Source organism: Ensifer sp. Root954 (assembly GCF_001429005.1).
In the GTDB taxonomy this organism is placed as follows: domain Bacteria; phylum Pseudomonadota; class Alphaproteobacteria; order Rhizobiales; family Rhizobiaceae; genus Ensifer; species Ensifer adhaerens.
The window spans coordinates 161,157-177,912 of record NZ_LMJM01000021.1; the positions used below are offsets into that span (position 1 = coordinate 161,157).

At 58.6% G+C, this 16,756-nt stretch carries 12 protein-coding genes; 3 read left to right on the forward strand and 9 right to left on the reverse strand.

All coding sequences use genetic code 11. The features are described from left to right. Positions 1-45: 45 nt before the first annotated feature. Positions 46-1,623, reverse strand: coding sequence for an ABC transporter substrate-binding protein (locus ASE71_RS12050; protein WP_060518299.1), 1,578 nt, complete (start codon positions 1,621-1,623; stop codon positions 46-48). Positions 1,624-1,851: 228 nt separating this feature from the next. Between ASE71_RS12050 and ASE71_RS12055 the strand changes: the two genes are divergently transcribed. After that, a complete protein-coding gene (locus tag ASE71_RS12055; protein ID WP_082566307.1) occupies positions 1,852-2,472 on the forward strand; it encodes a helix-turn-helix domain-containing protein in 621 nt (206 codons plus the stop codon). A gap of 71 nt (positions 2,473-2,543) precedes the next feature. Here the strand turns inward: ASE71_RS12055 and ASE71_RS12060 are convergent, their stop codons facing one another. Both ASE71_RS12060 and ASE71_RS12065 read right to left on the reverse strand, forming a co-directional pair. After that, positions 2,544-3,575, reverse strand: a complete 1,032-nt coding sequence (locus ASE71_RS12060; RefSeq protein ID WP_060518302.1) for a trans-3-hydroxy-L-proline dehydratase — start codon at positions 3,573-3,575, stop codon at positions 2,544-2,546. A gap of 685 nt (positions 3,576-4,260) precedes the next feature. Continuing rightward, positions 4,261-4,788, reverse strand: a complete 528-nt coding sequence (locus ASE71_RS12065; RefSeq protein ID WP_060518304.1) for a hypothetical protein — start codon at positions 4,786-4,788, stop codon at positions 4,261-4,263. A gap of 303 nt (positions 4,789-5,091) precedes the next feature. On the opposite strand from ASE71_RS12065, the gene ASE71_RS12070 reads away from it, so the two are divergent. After that, the gene (locus ASE71_RS12070) at positions 5,092-5,445 is read left to right on the forward strand and encodes a hypothetical protein (protein ID WP_060518306.1); all 354 of its coding nucleotides are present in this window, start codon (positions 5,092-5,094) and stop codon (positions 5,443-5,445) included. 56 nt (positions 5,446-5,501) lie between these two features. On the opposite strand, the gene ASE71_RS12075 is transcribed toward ASE71_RS12070, so the two are convergent. Then, complete coding sequence (locus tag ASE71_RS12075; RefSeq protein WP_060518308.1) at positions 5,502-5,861, reverse strand: hypothetical protein; 360 nt, start codon at positions 5,859-5,861, stop codon at positions 5,502-5,504. A 399-nt stretch (positions 5,862-6,260) separates the two neighbouring features. Between ASE71_RS12075 and ASE71_RS36905 the strand changes: the two genes are divergently transcribed. Then, complete coding sequence (locus tag ASE71_RS36905; RefSeq protein ID WP_274533435.1) at positions 6,261-6,914, forward strand: metallophosphoesterase; 654 nt, start codon at positions 6,261-6,263, stop codon at positions 6,912-6,914. 203 nt (positions 6,915-7,117) lie between these two features. On the opposite strand, the gene ASE71_RS12090 is transcribed toward ASE71_RS36905, so the two are convergent. From ASE71_RS12090 to ASE71_RS12110, 5 genes are all read right to left on the reverse strand, one after another. Next, entirely contained in the window at positions 7,118-8,281 is a 1,164-nt protein-coding gene (locus ASE71_RS12090) for a hypothetical protein (protein ID WP_060518314.1), read from the reverse strand. Positions 8,282-8,953: 672 nt separating this feature from the next. Further along, the gene (locus ASE71_RS12095; protein ID WP_060518316.1) at positions 8,954-9,286 is read right to left on the reverse strand and encodes a hypothetical protein; all 333 of its coding nucleotides are present in this window, start codon (positions 9,284-9,286) and stop codon (positions 8,954-8,956) included. 268 nt (positions 9,287-9,554) lie between these two features. Continuing rightward, entirely contained in the window at positions 9,555-13,055 is a 3,501-nt protein-coding gene (locus ASE71_RS12100) for an AAA family ATPase (RefSeq protein ID WP_060518318.1), read from the reverse strand. Next, a complete protein-coding gene (locus ASE71_RS12105) occupies positions 13,055-14,317 on the reverse strand; it encodes a metallophosphoesterase family protein (RefSeq protein ID WP_060518320.1) in 1,263 nt (420 codons plus the stop codon). The genes ASE71_RS12100 and ASE71_RS12105 overlap by 1 nt, the downstream gene beginning before the upstream one ends. A 105-nt stretch (positions 14,318-14,422) precedes the next feature. Further along, positions 14,423-15,355 (reverse strand): ATP-binding protein, encoded by a 933-nt coding sequence (locus ASE71_RS12110; protein WP_060518322.1) that lies wholly within the window; start codon positions 15,353-15,355, stop codon positions 14,423-14,425. Positions 15,356-16,756 lie beyond the last annotated feature (1,401 nt).

The following is a 16,756-nucleotide window of genomic DNA, read 5'->3' on the forward strand; positions in this document are numbered from 1 at the left end:
AGAACCGGGCGGCTTGCCGCCCGGTTTTCGCAGATCGTTCCGCTATCAGTCGGCGCGCCAGGCTTCAGAGAAGTCATTGGCGCCGAGCGGCGTCTGGACGTAGCCTTCGATCGATTTCGAGACGGCGACGGCAAACGGCGTTTCGAACAGGAAGAGCAACGGTGCCTCGGCCGCGTAGATCTCCTGCATGCGCTTGTATTCGTCCTTGCGCTTGGCCGGATCGGTCTCGACGTTGGAGGCCTCGAACAGCGTGTTGAATTCCTGGTTGTTCCAGCCGGTGCCGACGGCCTGACGCTGCTTGTAATAGCCGAGCCAGCCGGTCACCTGCGCCGGGTCGTTGACGTCGTTCGCCCAGCCATAGGAGTGGATGTCGAAATCGCCGGACCGGTTCTTCTCGCCGCGGGTCGGGTTGTCGACCTGCTCGACCTTGAGGTTGACGCCGAGTGGCGCCCACATCTGCTGAAGTGCGGTAAACAATGTTGCGTCGTCGGCACTGCCGGCAAGCGTGGTGAGCTTAACCTCGAAGCCGCCGCTGAGGCCGGCTTCCGACAGCAACTGCTTGGCCTTTTCCGGATCGTAGGGGTAAAGCGGCGCCGGACCGTAATGCAGCTGCGTCGCAGCCGACATCAGCGAGGTCATCGGCTTGCCGGTATCGAAGGTCACGAGCTTGATCAGCACGCTCTTGTCGGTCGCATAGTTCAGCGCCTGGCGCACCTTGACGTCGGCAAGCGGGTTCTTCGCGCCGTCCTTCTTCGCCTCGCGCGTATTGATCGGCGCGTAGACGATGCGGGTCGAGGGGAAGAGCTCCATCTTCAGGTTCGGATCGGCGCCGAGCTCGCCGACACGGGCAAACGGAATGAACTCGGCGGCGTCGACTTCGCCGGCCTGAAGCTTGAGGATGCGGGTCGCGTCATCTGGAATGACGAGGAATTCCACCCGGTCGAGATAGGGCAGCGGCTTGCCGTCTTCGCCCTGGCGCCAGTAGTTCGGGTTGCGTTCGAAGCTCATGCTCGAGCCCTGCACATGGCTCTTCATGACGAAGGGCCCCGATGTCACCGGACCAGCCGAGAAGAAGGCGCGCGCCTTTTCCTGGTCGGTCGCGCCGGCCGCCTTTTCGAAGGCTGCCTTTGGCATGATGCCGGTGTTGAAAGTCGCAAGGATCGAGATGATCGTCGGGTCGGGATTTTTCAGCGACACAGTGATCTTGTTGCCATCGGCCGTGACCGCTTCGACGGCGCCGAGCAGCCCCGCCCAAGGGCCGAGTTCGGCATTGCGTGCCCGATCCAGCGAGAAGACGACGTCGGCGCCGGTAAGGTCGGAGCCGTCGGAAAACTTGAGGCCGCTTCGAAGCGTCAGGGTGATGGTCTTGCCATCTGCCGAAACCCCGTGAGCCTCGGCGAGACCCGGCACGATCGAACCATCAGGACCGTTGCGGAGCAGCGTTTCGTAGAGACCGTTCACCATCCAGAGATCGGGATTGCGGTCGGCGTAAACGGGATCGATGACGGTCGAGTCGTCGTAACGGGCGAAGGTCATCGCGCCACCGCGTTCGATCGCAAACGCCGAGGTGGCCGCAAGCAGACCCAGCGTCGTGCCGAGCAGAATAGGCAATATAGGTTTCATCTCACTCCTCCTTTTGACTGCAGCCGACATCGATCGCGCGCTGAACACGTTTATTGGATATTGGATCCAATTTTTCTTAGTGTTTTTTTGCCGCCGACGGATTGCCGCGAAGACGTTCTTGTAGTTCCCCTTTTCAAGAAGGCTGGCATACGATCTGATCGGCTTGCCGAACCAACTTTAGCTGGACTAAAGTACATCGATAGACGTGAGTCAAGCGGAAAGAAAGTCATGCCCCTGAAGATCGAAGAGGCGCCCGGAGCCCATGAAGGCGCCTCCCTCCCCGAAGCCTCGACACCCGCCTCGCTCGGGCAAATGCTCAGAGCCCGCCGTAAGGAAATCGGCAAGACCATGAAGGACGTGGCGCGCGAGGCCGGGCTGACGGAAGGCTTCATCAGCCAGATCGAGCGCGGCATTTCCACCCCGTCGCTAATCTCGCTGTACAACGTCGCCAATGCGCTCGGCACCAGCGTCGACACCTTCCTGTCGCAGCCGCCGCAGCATTCGCATTCGATGGTCTCGCACGCAGGGGAACGCCCCGGCTACAATGTCGAGACCAAGGAGCGCGTCTACGAACTGATCGAACGCGGCTTTCCGGGCGCGGCGCTCAACGGCTGCATCACCCATATGCCGCCGGGCTATGCGTCGGAACTGACCAGCCACGAGGGCGAGGACTTCCTTTACCTGATCGAGGGCGAGATGCTCTACCAGATCGATGGCAAGGACTATCTGCTGAAGGCCGGCGACACGCTGCACTTCCCCGCCTCGCTGCCGCACCGCGCCCGCAATGTCGGCGCGGGACCGGCCCGCGAACTCTGGGTCGGCACCACCCGGATCATCAAGGAAGACTGAACCGGCAGAACAATCCAAAGGCCTGGGCCGAAAGGTACGGGCCGCAACGAGGCGGCCCGCAAAGGCAGACCTTACTGCTTGCGCGGCCAGGTGTCGGCAAGGCGGTAGCCGGCTGGCCACGGATCGGCCGGGTCGAGCATCACCTGGTGCGTGCCGGTGATCCAGGCACGTCCGGAGATCTCAGGCACGATCGCCGGGCGTCCGCCGACCGTCGTTTCGCCGACGATGCGGCAATTGAAGGTCGAATCGATGATCGAGTGGCCGCTGAAGCGCTGGCCGACCTTCATCAGCCCACGCGCGTGCAGCACCGCCATGCGCGCCGAGCAGCCGGTGCCGGTCGGCGAGCGGTCGAGCTTGGCCGGCTGGATGACCACGGTGTTGCGGCCATGCAGAATGCCGTCCTTTTCTTCGACCGGCATCGTCAGCTGGCAGAAGGAGATATGATCCCATTCCGGATTTTCCGGATGGGTGAAGCCGAGCTGTTCGTTGGCCGCGCGGGTGATCTTGATGCCGGTTTCGGCAAGCTCGCGCGCCTCGTCTGGCGTCACCGAGAAACCAAGAGCGCAAGCGTCGGTGATGACGAAGCTGTCGCCGCCATAGGCGGTATCGACCGTCAGCGTGCCCAGACCCTCGACTTCGAGCTTGGCGTCGAGCTTGTCGGCAAAGGACGGCACGTTGGTGACGGTGATGCGCTCGGCCTTGCCGTTGCGGCACTCGGCAACGACGTTGACCAGTCCACCGGGCGCTTCCAGCACCATGCGCGTTTCCGGCTCCTGCATCGGTACGATGCCGCTGTCGAGCAGAACGGTGGAGACGCAGATCGAATTCGAACCGGACATCGGCGGCGTATCTTCGGGCTCCATGATGATGAAGCCCATGGTCGCGCGCGGGTCCTTCGGCGGCACAAGCAGATTGATGTGGCGGAAGACGCCACCGCGCGGCTCGTTGAGCACGAAATTGCGCAGCGTCTGGTCTTCGGCGATGAAGCGGCGCTGTTCCCAGAGCGTGTTTCCAGGCGGCGGCGCGACGCCGCCGACGATGACGTCGCCGACTTCCCCTTCCGCGTGGCAGGAAACGATATGAACGACCTTGTTGCTGCGCATGCGCTTTCTCCTTCCGTGACGGTGGACGGACGCCACCCGGGCGCGCCCTTCACTTGCGGCCGCTCCCCCATTTCACCGGGTGACGCGATGGCGTCGCCCGTCGACGAAACGACTCTTAGAAAAATTGGATCCAATATACAATCTGAAAATACTCATAATCCAAATCCGGCCAGAGAGGCCTGCAAATGTTAAAAGTAAGCTCTTAGTGCCCACGGCAAGCTAAAGCTTCCGCAAAAGGAAGCCTCAACGTTCCCAGGACGAGAAACGCGAATATCCAACGCGTTAGCGCGGCTCACCGGCCCTTTCGGAATAAGCGGGTGATGGGCCAGATTTATTTTCATCAGGCTCGGGTTATGATCGATCTACGGCCGCCGCGGGTGAACGCAGACACCGCTTGCTACGGGACATTTGGCGCAGCGGCGCGTTGCCTCTGCCGACCACTGATTCCGGATTGCCACTCGCGCTAGATCGTTATTCGCCTTCTCAAACTTCGCTCACGATGTCAGTGGCTTGCACATCCGCCTTTGCGGGAACGACCGATAAAGACTTCATGCCCACCTGTAAGATTAAGATCGAAGTAGCGCGCCGTGCCGATTGCTTGCGTTGTCCCGCTGGCAACGACCTTGTAAACTTGAGGGAGCGTTCCACGCTAAATTCGACCGCCTCCTTTTTATCGGAACGTATTTTATAGCTTGGTCCTCCCCGAGGGGCGCGAACACATAATGTACTGGAAGGCCAGGAGGGCCGGAAACCCAAGTAGGTTGCTGAGCATGTCGCGACCGGCATTGAGCGGTGAAATCGCACCCAGCCCAAGCAGCTTCGCTGACAGCGTGAGTGTGAGGAAGGCAGACATCAGGGAAAAAGCCCAGAAAAGAGCGCGCACGGGTCTGAGCCTCTCCCTGTTTCCCACCGCGTTCTTGGCGAGAACCCTCTCGGCCTCAGGAGTCCAGGTCTCATCGAAATGGGAGAGATGACGAAACACGGTTTTACTCATCGCGAACGCTAGAACCGCGTACAGTATAAGAAGCGGAATTTTCACCGTCATTAGGTCGCCGGACGACAGGAAAACCGACAATGCCATCATCACGATCGTAATCGAGCCGCAAAGGCTGACCGCCTGCGGAAAAGACAACCCTAGTTTGTTCCTAACTGAGAACAGCGCTTTCTCCACGCCGTCGATGAGCGCTTCGTCGATCCTGACCAGACCTTCCATCCCAATCGTCCCTCGGAAAAGGTAATATCATTCGGCGTCGGCGCTACTCAACTAATTACTATACGCTAATATGTGTATACCGATTGCCCGCGAAGCAGCCTCCGAATGGACGGCCCCATATAGGTAATGCACCACGTTGACCGTTCTGCGGGGTGCGGTCAAACAATGGGCGGTGCATTATCCTCAGACGATCTTGCGTTGCTCCGCGGTTTCCATACAATTCAAAACCGTCGCTCTGCATATCTCGATTTCCAACGTCCGCACGCTTTGAAATCCCCGATCAGCTGGCGGACAGCCTTTCGCATGTCGGAGGACGACCTGCTGACCGCTTTGGTGTTTGGCCACTCGCGTACCTCGACGGCGCCACGCTATGGCGGATTCTACCAAATCACGTTTTGGCCGACCTGGACCGAAGGCGGGGCGACTAACGGCACCGTCGAGCCGGATGTGTTATTGGACTTTAAACTTGGCGATCCCCCGACTTCCGTGCAGTTGATCGTTGAAGCGAAGTTCGGCATCTATCCTACGCAGTACGCCGACCAATGGGTTCGTCAGTGGATGGCCCACCGCGCAGCTAATGGGATGGCGGCCGCATCACCGATGTTCACTTTATGTTCCATCAGGCGACGGAGTCAAGCCCCGACCTCGCTCTCTTGAATAGGGACCGCGGCGAACTAAAGGGCATTGAGAGGCGGGAAAAGGGGGTCGTCTGCTCAATGAGCATCGTATCTTGGGCCTAGTAAGTGCCTGACCTTGTCTACGACGATCTGCAATTTTTCCCATTCCGGTAGATTCTTTTCGGCAACGCGGTGCTGGATCGCCGTCAACATCCAGCCGGCTGCCTCTACCCTCCCCGCTTCTTTGTGCGCGTTAAAAATCTCAAGGCACGCGACAATTCGCGGCCGTGGCGAGCCTTCTTCCAATGGGATTGTCGCGGCAAGCCTTTGAGCTTTCACATATGCCTCCGAGATGCGCCGCCGACTGTCCGCATCGCTATTGGCTATGACTTCCGACGTAAAAACCAAGGTCTCCAACAGATCGTCAGTTTCATTTTGAGCACTTTTCTTAGGCATTCTGAGCCTCACTCGCTTTCGAACGGACTGAAACCAACGACCACAAATCCTTACCGTGCCGTTTAGGACCACCATAGATTGTGTCTAGCGTGAAAATAGAAAGCGCGAGCGTCTCGTCAATAAAAGACATCGGAGTTGCTTGCCTTAAAATGCCTTGGCGGGCGGACAAGGCAGATGGTCATCGGTACCGGTGCGCCGCGGTTTATGCGGAACGAAGCCGCAACAACGTTGCGGCAGCGAATTGCCGCCATGGGTCGCGGGCATCACCTTTCCGGGAAACGAGCAACTCGATGACGATTGCGCGCGTTTGGAGCTAACAGTTAGAGTTCACGACTTTGCTCAACCCAATACTAAGGGTTACTCGGCTCGGCTGAGCGGCACACATTTGCAATTGGCGACATTCACGGGCGAGCAGACCTCCTCGAGTCGTTACTGATTGCCATCGACAAACGCGCTGACGACATGATGATCGATTACTCGATCGTTTTTCTCGGCGATATCACCGATCGCGGTCCTGAGAGCAAACGGGCATTGGAGTTGGTCGAGGAGACTATTTCAAGTAGACCCAGCTCATCGCTGATCCTCGGAAATCACGACTGGTTCCCGATCCGGATTCTGGACGAGCTGTCCGGCGACCATGCCGCGATGGCATTGGATCACTGGATATACAATATGGGTGGCGGCTCGACGCTCCTGTCGTACGGGTTTGATCCCGAAGGTTTCACTGTTGCCGATCCGGATGAAAACTTCCCCCGCGGACACCTGGATTTGCTCCGCAACGCAGTCAGCCACGTCGAATTGGAAAGCCATTCTCGTCCATGCCGGGCTCGCTCCGGGGATCTCGTTGGCCCAACAGTCGAGACGGGACATGATGCGGATCGCCGAGCCATTTCTATCGTCTACGGAAAACTTCGAGAAGATCGTCGTACACGGCCACACCGTGACGCCCTCGCGCAGGTGCGAGAAGGCAAGAACCGCATCGGAATACGACACCGGAGCCTACGCCACGGGCCGCCTTACTGCGGTTCACCTGCATCCGGACGGCAACACTGAGTTTCTCGAAACAAGCACCACGCTCCCCGGGATCGTCGACCTTGTCGCCCCGCTGCACGTGTAGGGCTGTGATCACTGGCGTGGAGCCAGGGTGCAATTTGTTCTCCCGAGACAGGGCCACACGTGTTTCGTTAATGATGAGCGGGATCGGTCACGACCTCGCTCATCTATATGGATCTCTGGCAGTGTTGGTCGGGGCCGAATCAAGATTCCTTCGGCGTCTTATCCGTTGGGCCCTCGTATTGAGCATACGCGTCCAGCATCATTTGCGTATACTCACTCGTACTCGAGGTCATTTCGCCCAGTCCGGGCCAAGCAAACGGGATCGTGGACCAACTCGAGACAATTTCCACTTCCAGGCCCAGCAGCTCTGCTACAGCCAAAGCCTGAACGGGGTCCTTGCCCATGGGCCACAGATCTTCCTCGAGGGCAATCCAGACGCCAGTCTCGTCATCGACACTGATCTCCGCCTGAAGTGCGCCCAGCTTCTCGCTGATGTTGGCAGCGTCATCAAGCAACGCGCTCCTTATGAGAAGGATGATCTTCTCTTCATTCATGTCGAGTTTTGGCCGGTCATCGACAGAGCGAAATACGGGTTCGTCTCCATCCACTGCGTCGTGAGCTTTCACGGGCTGGAAGGACTTGCCGTCGTCATCCGACCAGAAGGCTGTGTCAAAGATGTCAAGGGGCGATGCCCCGCATCCGGGGCAATGCCAGAGGTTCTGAGCGATCTGGGCGCCGGTAATCTTTCCATCGCAATGTAGACAGAACCAAACGGCCGACTCGTCGCGGCTCAGCGGGTGCCGAACAACACCGCGAAGATCGGGTTTTGTAGATCGCCGAGGCCAATCGGCGGCGATTTTCGCGCGAACTTGAAGCGCTCGATCTCTGGCCAGACTGAGTGCTCTCTCCAGGAAATCTGGATCGAGGACAGGGCATCCCCCTTCCTGGTCGGCAAATGTCTCGACGATCGGGGGCACGCCGGGGTTCTCTGGCACCCTGATGCTCCATCCCTCACCTGCTATGATGACGTCGTGCAGAACCTCTTGAAGGCGGTATGAATGGTCTCCAATCACCCCATGTTCGGCTTGTTCAAGGTATGCGAAGCGCCGGTTCATAGTTTCAGGATCAACGTTGCGGAAGGTTGCCGCTGGTAGGGGGCGATCGACGAAGGCTTCGAGGCCCGCCATTTGTTCGGGAGCGACCTGCCAACAGCCTTTCTTGCTGGTAGCAATTAGCTTGGCCCAGTGAGGAAAACCCAGTTCCCTGGCAATCAGGTCGAGCGCCTGATGTAGCGCGATCCTGTTTTCGCGCGCGTATCGCTTGGCCAGGACTTTGAGGCTGCGGAGATGATTTGTTTCGGTCATTATCCATATCCTGGAATGATCCGACCATGTGCCCGCTAATGGCCAGACCATGCCTTTTGGCACAGAGTGACACTTCAGAAATGGAACGCTGACGTAGCTTTGCGTGGCGGGCACACCGGCCCGCGTGTAGGGCCACGATTTGTATGGCAAGCAGAACGATTGCGGTCAAGGCTTTCTGCTTTTGTCCACAGTGTCCGGCGCGTCGCGCCAGCTCCCGAGCTGGCTAGGGACGAGCACTCGTCAAGACCTCAGCCGAGCGTCGGATTATAGTTGGCTAGCCTGAACACCTCAGGCTGCAGGTCTCATTGTTGGTGCCTTGCATGCCGACGCAGCAGAGTAGGGAGTCGCCTTGTAAAGCAGCGAAAGGAAGCCCGAATGTCCTACTCCATCGCAACGTACTGGAAAGACGGCCCCTTGCGTGCCGTTTTCGGTCTTGGAGCTTTCTCTGATGTGAGTTCCGCAGAGGCGACCGCATCGTGCATCGCTTGCCTCGAAACACGGGCTGGCCGGACCGTGGTGAGCCTGAGCGATGGCGCCTTCATACCCGTAGAGCATGGGCGTAGGAAGGTTTCGCCTCCCCCTCGGAGTAGGCGAAAAGAATGCCACCGTGGTTTGGTCAAGCAAGACGCACTTCAACCTTTGCAAGAGGCGACCGTTTCCACAACCTCCTCATCAATCCCGAAAGCGCATCAGGTGGCCATGCCATCCGTTGTCGTCCTGGTAATAGAATCCAATAAAGTCCTTCCTAGAGAACAGCCCGTGGTCCTCAGCTAAGCCATCGCTGCCCTTGCCACCATCCTTTTCTACCCAAACGATCCAGACAGGTTTCAATCCCCGTGGCTTCGCAAAGGCTCCGATTACATCGGCGCGGACCACTGAAACGCCGAAATCTGCGCGGTATCGATCATGGGTGAACGCAGGTCTGCCGTCTTCACTCACATGGAAGGTCGACCAGCCATCGTTCGGCCCCAACTGTTGAGAGGTGAAAAGTGACGCGGTTGGCACATTGAATACTTTTTCGCTCGATACGCCGCTGTGATCGTACTCCCCCCTCTTGGTCGGGTATAGGAGCGATACGCAACCGTCCCACAATCGAGCTTAAATACATCAACTAAGAGTTTAACCATTCAGCACATAGTATCGTAGCCCGTTTGATTTCCGTCCCGACGACAGTCGGCGGGGTTGCCGCGTAGCATGCACCAGTGCGTTGTCTTCGAGTGAAGGGCCGCCACGGAGCGAGAGCGACGCTTCATCGAGCAGTCCGCTCCTAGTCTTACTCTGCCGCCACCACACGCAACCCACCTGCCCTCCCGACCTCTTCGAGATCATGCAGACAAACACTGGGGCAGACCTTCTTGGCGATGTGAGTGAGATGCTTGTGATGGGTGAAGTAGATCACCTGGCCGTGCATCCCCATTTCCGCGAAGAGACGAAACGCTTCTTCTGCACGGAAATCGTCGAAAGTCTCCATGATGTCGTCGGCGATGAACGGAACCGGAGTCCGCCTGGCGACGAACTCGTGATACCCGGCGACACGCAGCGCGAGATACAACTGCGAGCGAGTTCCATCGGACAGCTCGTTCGCTGCCCTCGATCCGCCTCCGGCCGACACGGCGATCAGAACGTCGCCGTCCTTCCCCGGCTGGGCGGCGACGCCTTCGTAGGCTCCCCGACTTATAATCCTGAAGGCTTCGGAGGCTCGGGCCATCATGCCACTGCGATGGCGGTCACGGTAAAGCTTGAGACCGTGCTCGGCCGCCGCCACGCCTGCGCGGAGTTCCATGTAACGTTGAGCGCTTTCTTCGATTTCGAGGAGGGTAGTCCTGCGCTGCGCGTCCAGAGACGCCACCTTCTCGTCGCCGCCGATCGCATCCAACGCGTCCCGCGCTTTGGAAAGGGCGTGAAAGTGATCTCGATATCGGACGTCCTGGTCCTCGAACACGGGGGCAAGTTTGGCAAGTTCGTCCTCCAGAACGGCCCGATCGACCCCGTCGGTCTGTACCTCGACTTCAGACATCGTCTTCGCGCCGGCGATTTGCATAAGCTCGAGCTCCGTCTCGGAAATAGAGCTTTCCATCTCACGGCGCTGTAGTGCGAGGTCCATGCAGGTCTCGACTTCGCCAAGCGTAGAGACCCCAAAGAACTCCGTCATCTCAGCGACGCGCGCCGCGAGGAGTTCCTGCTCGACCTTCATGGCGTGGTGCTTCTGCTGAACATCGTCGAGATCAAGCAACAGCTTGTCACGCCTGTCCGCATTCAAGCCGGCCGCCTTGATCTTGTCATGGATCGCTTGGAACAGTGTCAGAGGAGCATCGTCGGTCGACACGCCGAGCCTCTCTGCCAGCTCGTGCATCTTTGCTTCGAAGAGCGCCTTGTCCTGCTTCATCTTCTCGACGCGATCGACCAAGCTTTCCCTGGTCGTCACGGCCGACCCGAGTTGCTCGAGGACTGACAAGATTTCCGTCACGGCTCCCACGTCCGGAACGTCGCCCAGATCGTGCAGCCAGCATCCGGCACACACCGCCTGCCATTGCGATCGCCACGCTTCCGAGGCCGTCTGAGCTTGCTCGAGGAGTCGGGACCGCTCGACGACATCTCCCCTAAGCCGCTGCACATGTTCGGCAGCGCTGGCTGCAGCATGATAGGCGTCCAATGCCTCCTCGGCGGCAGCGACAAGCGCATTGTAGTCGGCGGACATATTGAAGGTCAGGTCGACGAGTCCAAGTGCGGCAAGCAACGACCGCTTCGCTTGCTCGACATTGTCTCGGATGTCAGCGATTTCCAGGTCGATGGCTGCCAGTTCAATTCTGGCCTTGAGCGCATGGTCGCGCTTGCGAAGCCAATCCTCGAGCTCCCAAGGATCGTAGACGGCTCCAACTCCAAACGTCAGCTCACCAAGTGATTGCTGGATTTCCGCAAGAACGGCTGCACGGCCCGCGCCCGCGTTTTCCTGCACCTTCTGCTGGCTTAGAATATCCGCGCCCACGGAAGCGCGGCGCAGAAGGAGTTGATTTAACCTACCTACCTCCCCGAAGTGCATGAGGCGCTGCGCGACCACTCGATCGTCAACCCGCATCGCTTCGACGAAGGCATCGGCTGTAACGGCGTTCAAAGCCTGACGGTGCAACGTCCAGGCCATTTCGCGGGCCGCCCGGGTGGCGACCGCACCTGCTTCATCGATGCTTCCTGTCTGCTCGCGGAGGCTTTCGATTTCCGCGTCGAGACGGCGCGCCTCGGGCTCGAGACGCTCGAGTTCGGTTCGCGAGGCCCGGTGTTGCTCTTCGGCCAGCGAGAAGCGGGACTTCCAGCCTTCCAGCCGCGTGTTCGGCGGCTGCGGCAAGGATCCCAAATCTTCGGCGGTTCCTTGCCATGGGCGAAGAGCTGCCAACGCCTCGGAGAGACCTGCCATAGCGGCATCGCGACGGCGTGCCAGCGAGCGAAGCGCGATATCTTGGTCGGATTTCGGCGCTGCTTTGACGACGGCCTGAAGCGCGTCAAAGGTCTTCCTCCGGTCGGGAGAGGCGTAGAGGTCGGCGTCGACGCCCTCACTTTCACGCGCAAGCGAGCGCTGGACCTTATCCAGTTCGCCCTGAGCCGCAACGAGCTTTTCATCGACACCGGATTTGGCACCGACCAGCGATCTCAAGGTGCCTACGGTCGCCGCGTCGAGGAGAAGGCGCTCCGGATTGGCTTCTTCCGACCTGCCCAGCTGCAGTAGCAGACCCTCGATCGACAAATCGTCCGCCCGACCCGCGAGCTTTGGTATATCTTTGTCCGCGGTCTGGTAACGAGCTCGAAGTTCCGAAAGGTCATCGATCTGCGATGCCGCCTCCAAGGCTGCAGCATCCACGACGATCCGCGAAATCTCCTCTTCGACGCTCCGCACCGAGTTCGACGCGTCCTGCAGCTTCACCCGCAATTCGATTTCCTGCCGCCTGAGCTCTGGTAACTCCCGGCGCCAGGCAGCCGACGGTTCGCGGACGATTTCAAGCTCGCCAAGTCGGCTCCTATGCGTCGCAAGCCGTGCCATGACAGGCAGAGCGTTCAGGATACGCTTGATCTCGTCGACCCGCCGTTGCGTACCTGCCCTTGCGTCGATGGCGTCATTGTAAAGGCGCGTCAGCCGATCGCGATCGCTTACAAGGCGCTGGTGCTCGCTTGCTTGGAGGTCAAAGGTATCACGCTGCTGCTTCAACTCGACGAGCCGTGCTTTCAACTCCCCGAGCACACCGCTTTTGGCACGGTACTTGTAGAAGCCATCCGCGTCGGCTCGGATCGATGTCAACTGCCTGCTCAGGTCGGAGAGCCCCGCGCTAGCTGCGAAAAGTAGCTCGCCGAGGTTGCCCTTGCTCGCGAGGATCGCCTCACCGCCTTTCACCAGACTTTCATTATCGAGCGAAAACATCGTCTTGAAGGCGTCGCGGTCGATGCCTCCGAGATCGGCGCAAATGTCCGCGTCCGGCACAGGACGCTCCATCTCGTCGAGGAGGCTGTTCTGGGGTCGCTTGATCCGGACGAGTTCGCGGTCTGCCCCTCCGACGTTGATACTCGCTCCAATGCGCATTGTCGGGTACGGGTGCAGGAAGGCGTACCTGCTGGTGGACCCAATGCCGAAGACGAGGTCGAGGATCGCGTCAAAGGTCGTCGATTTTCCGGCCTCGTTGGGACCGTAGATGAGATGAAGGTCTGGCGAGCCGCTTGGTCGGGGTCCGAAGTCCAGAACACCATCCGTGAATTTGCCGTAGCGAGCAAGATCCAGTCGATTGATCCGCATTATTCCCCCTGCCCTCCGCGCAGCCGAGCCACGACATCCGCGGATCCCTCGCGAGCGTAATCGCCCATGAGATTTCGGAATGAGGCCTCATCCGCTCCGAAGATATCCCTCAGTTCGACTGGCAGCTGGCCGCGAAGCTCTTCCGCGATCGCAGTGAGTTCCTGTTTGTAGGCAGCAGAGGTCAGAACGTCGCCGTCGATGATGGACGACAGCTCTGCAAGTGCGCCTCCGCTGCGGTCCATTCCCGGCTCCATGCATGCGGTCTGCATCTTGTCGATCCAGACGTCTCCGATCATCGCGCCACGCGTCTCCATCTCAGTTCTCAGGAGATCCAAGTCGCGCCGAATACGCCATGCCAGCGGGTTAGCCCCGTGCAGCTGGATGCGAGCCACGAGATGGTCGGCATTGACCGCCGACCGCAGGGTTTCGAGTTGCCTCGAGACCTGGCCGACCAATTCGTTCCAATCGCTCGCCTCCGACACGTCGACGTGCAGCCTTTCGAACTGCGCTACACTGGTGTGCCGTTCCTCGATCGTAACCGTGCGGTCGTCCTCGATCGTAACCAAGGAGACTGACTTGGGACCGTCCTCGTTGATGTCGCGCCCCTGGGGCATGCCGGGCATTACAATGGCCGAAGACGCGTCCGCGACAACCGACCGTTTATGAATATGCCCGAGCGCCCAATACTGGAATCCGCTCTGCTGCAAGTCCGCGACGCTGCAAGGTGCGTACAGATCGTGCTTTTCCGATCCCCCGAGGCTCGTATGCATGATGCCAATGTTGACCGCATCCGGGATTGGCAGCGCGTAGTGGCGGAGCAGGCTCTGCGGGGCGTGTGGCTTTGCAAAGCTCAGTCCATGGATCGCGACTGAGAAATGGCCACCACCCCGATCTACAGCTACCGCCTCGGAGGTCGCGCCGAATACCTTCACCGATTCTGGCATGACAAGTTCGGACGTGATCCTGGACAAGGCGTCGTGGTTGCCTCGAATGATAAATGTCCGGATGCCGGCGACGTGGAGACGATGAAGCTGCTCTGCAAGAAAGCGGGCCGTCTTCATCGACGTCTGATCGCCGTCGTAAAGATCGCCGGCGAGAACAAGAGCGTCGACCTGCTCTTCTAAGCATAGGTCGATTATGCGGACGAAGGCACGCCTGGTAGCCAAACCGATAAGATCGGAGAGCTCAGGATTGCGCAGAGCAAGCGTCTTTAAAGGTGAATCCAGGTGAACATCAGCGGTATGCAGGAAGCGATAAGCCAAATGAGTCCCTCTTGCCTTGACCCGATTTCATACAACACCCACTGATTCGGGGCGATAGAGAATTCGTGTTTTGTTCCGGTTTCCACAAGACCAAATCGGCGTTGATCATCTCGGCACACACCCTCCCCGCTCGAAGTAGGGATAGTGGTCGCCAGGCGCTCGCATGCGGTTCGCGGCCATCCGCAAGTGCTCAATAGTAATGCGGTCCGCATCCTCATGGATGGCCATCAGCCCAGCCCGCTGGACAAGATCCATTACCAATCCAATTTTTCCGGCGCTGTAACGGTGCAAATCCTTCGCCAATGTCTCGATCCCGGCCCGAGAAGCAAACGGCAGCCGGTCGTCGATCCTGTCGAGTAACAAGCGGAACATCTCGAATTCCGTACCGCTATCACCGAATAGTTTCACGGTATCATGGTAGAATTGACCATGGCGCATAGCGGTCTCGTAGATCGCGCAATGCAGACACTCCTCGCCAACCAATAAGATGTTGAACAACTTTGTCCGTGCCATCTCGTCAATGAACGCTCGAAACTCGGCAAACTGGTCTCGTCGGCGATTGCAGAGCAGGTAGTGCGCATCATCGATTATCAGCAGCTCCGTCTTAGCTGAGGCAAGACACAAGATGACGTACTCAGTTAATTCGTGGCCGCTGAGCCCGGGGACAGAGCAAGCACCGGCAAGAGAACACAGCCGGATTGCCGCCAACCGCAAATCCATGTTCTCGGTCGCCTCGAAGTAGATGATCGGCTGGCTCTTGTGTTCATAACCGCCGTCCTTTTGGAGCGACGCGTAGTAACGGCAGATCATGCTCTTGCCCGAGCGGCTCTCACCGAGCAGCCCGCCAATGCGACCGGAATCGTGCGCAGCACCGCCTGTTGGCCTATGGAAGCTCTCGATGAACGACACGCCGTTTTTGAAGATCGGATATCGATAGAGAAGTGTATTAATCAACTCCTGGCGCTTTTCTTTCGGCAGCGCAGATACGGCAATGCGTTCCTCGGGCGTTTTGAGCGGATCGGCATGAAATTTCGTCATCTCGCTACTCGCATCAAATAGGACACCGTTCGCGCACCGTTTCGGAACGCGTTCGAGTGGTCAGATTTTCGTTGAAGGAGCCGGTCGGCTCGATGGCCGTTTGTCAGGCGCGCGGATGCACTGGCGATATGTACGGCACTTTGTCTGTAAATTGTAGCGAGAAGGAGAAAATGGGCTCCATGGCAACCACCTTACGAAGCAGAACTAGCGAGTGGGACTTGAGACCTATCGCAGCCTCGCAGCGAGGTCATCGCGTTGAGGCGTCATTTTGAATCCGGCCCGCCTTGCGCAAGGACCTGTCCAGCAGGCACTTTGGGCGAGTTTGGGATGAACTTGATTTCGAAGACGCCGTCAGAATCAGATATGCATTGGGTACGGCCCGCCTTGGCCCCAGCAAGAACTTCGGCGAAGCGGTTTTCCGCTTCCGCCTTCTCCCAAACCTGAGCCGGCTCAAACAACCTGCGCACCTCTGTTCTTCAATTATTGCCCAACAGTACTCGATTCCGTGCGAGAACAAAACTCGCTGCTAGCCGCCAGGTCACGGGTTCAAGCCTTCAAATTTCCCTCAACGCGTACCAAGAAACGTGCTCCTTGCCTGGCAAAACACCGCGGCATCCGAATGCAGGGTCTTCCATTTCTTGCAGCAATCTGTGAGTGAATTCACAAGGCCCATACCCGTCACCAATCACAACGCACGGCATATGTTAGGGGTTAGTGGTCCGCGAGACAGCAGGGGGAATTACAAGCACTCAGAGATGTCCGAATTCCACGCGGGTTGCAGCAACACTCCGAAGGTGTTCTCACTACCCGCTGTCAGTATCGGCAGTCCCCACCCTGCCATCTGGCCCACGCTCATCGCGCGACAGCTTTTTCCGCCGCTTGAGTTCGACGTGGTCTACTCCCGGTCTGATGACGATGCGCCGGCCCAAGGGGCAGAAATCCGGCCCCAGTCCGTCGCCAAACGATTCGGAGGCACTCTCTGAATCCGTCGGAATTTCGTCAGGCATTTGACACCCCTGCGAGCAGCCTATCCAGAAGTCGCGTTTCTTTTTGGCGAACTCCGAAATAGAATAAAACACAATAACCCGTAAGTTATCTCCGTTGTCTCACCTTATATATCAACAACGAATGACGGATCGAATCCGGTTTTCTCTCCGGGATAACCCCTCGGGTTCGAAACGATCCTGGTCTTGCCGATTTGGTAATTCGCCCTTTGATGGACGTGTCCGTGTACCCATATCGCCGGTCCCTTCTGAACGATCATATTATCGAGCTCCGATGCATAGCAGGCGCTCAGTGGATCCCCTCTGAATGTATGGGGGATTGATCTAACCGACGGTGACCTTGCCCCGTTGAAATAATCCATTTTGAAGTAAGCTCTGGCCCATTGAGAGGACCAGG

Bases quoted from the DNA above. Each gene is read 5' to 3' on its own strand.
- ASE71_RS12100 (WP_060518318.1), bottom strand. From the start codon at position 13,055: ATGCGGATCAATCGACTGGATCTTGCTCGCTACGGCAAATTCACGGAT.
- ASE71_RS12075 (WP_060518308.1), bottom strand. From the start codon at position 5,861: ATGCCTAAGAAAAGTGCTCAAAATGAAACTGACGATCTGTTGGAGACC.
- ASE71_RS12060 (WP_060518302.1), bottom strand. From the start codon at position 3,575: ATGCGCAGCAACAAGGTCGTTCATATCGTTTCCTGCCACGCGGAAGGG.
- ASE71_RS12065 (WP_060518304.1), bottom strand. From the start codon at position 4,788: ATGGAAGGTCTGGTCAGGATCGACGAAGCGCTCATCGACGGCGTGGAG.
- ASE71_RS12070 (WP_060518306.1), top strand. From the start codon at position 5,092: ATGTCGGAGGACGACCTGCTGACCGCTTTGGTGTTTGGCCACTCGCGT.
- ASE71_RS12090 (WP_060518314.1), bottom strand. From the start codon at position 8,281: ATGACCGAAACAAATCATCTCCGCAGCCTCAAAGTCCTGGCCAAGCGA.
- ASE71_RS12055 (WP_082566307.1), top strand. From the start codon at position 1,852: ATGCCCCTGAAGATCGAAGAGGCGCCCGGAGCCCATGAAGGCGCCTCC.
- ASE71_RS12050 (WP_060518299.1), bottom strand. From the start codon at position 1,623: ATGAAACCTATATTGCCTATTCTGCTCGGCACGACGCTGGGTCTGCTT.
- ASE71_RS12110 (WP_060518322.1), bottom strand. From the start codon at position 15,355: ATGACGAAATTTCATGCCGATCCGCTCAAAACGCCCGAGGAACGCATT.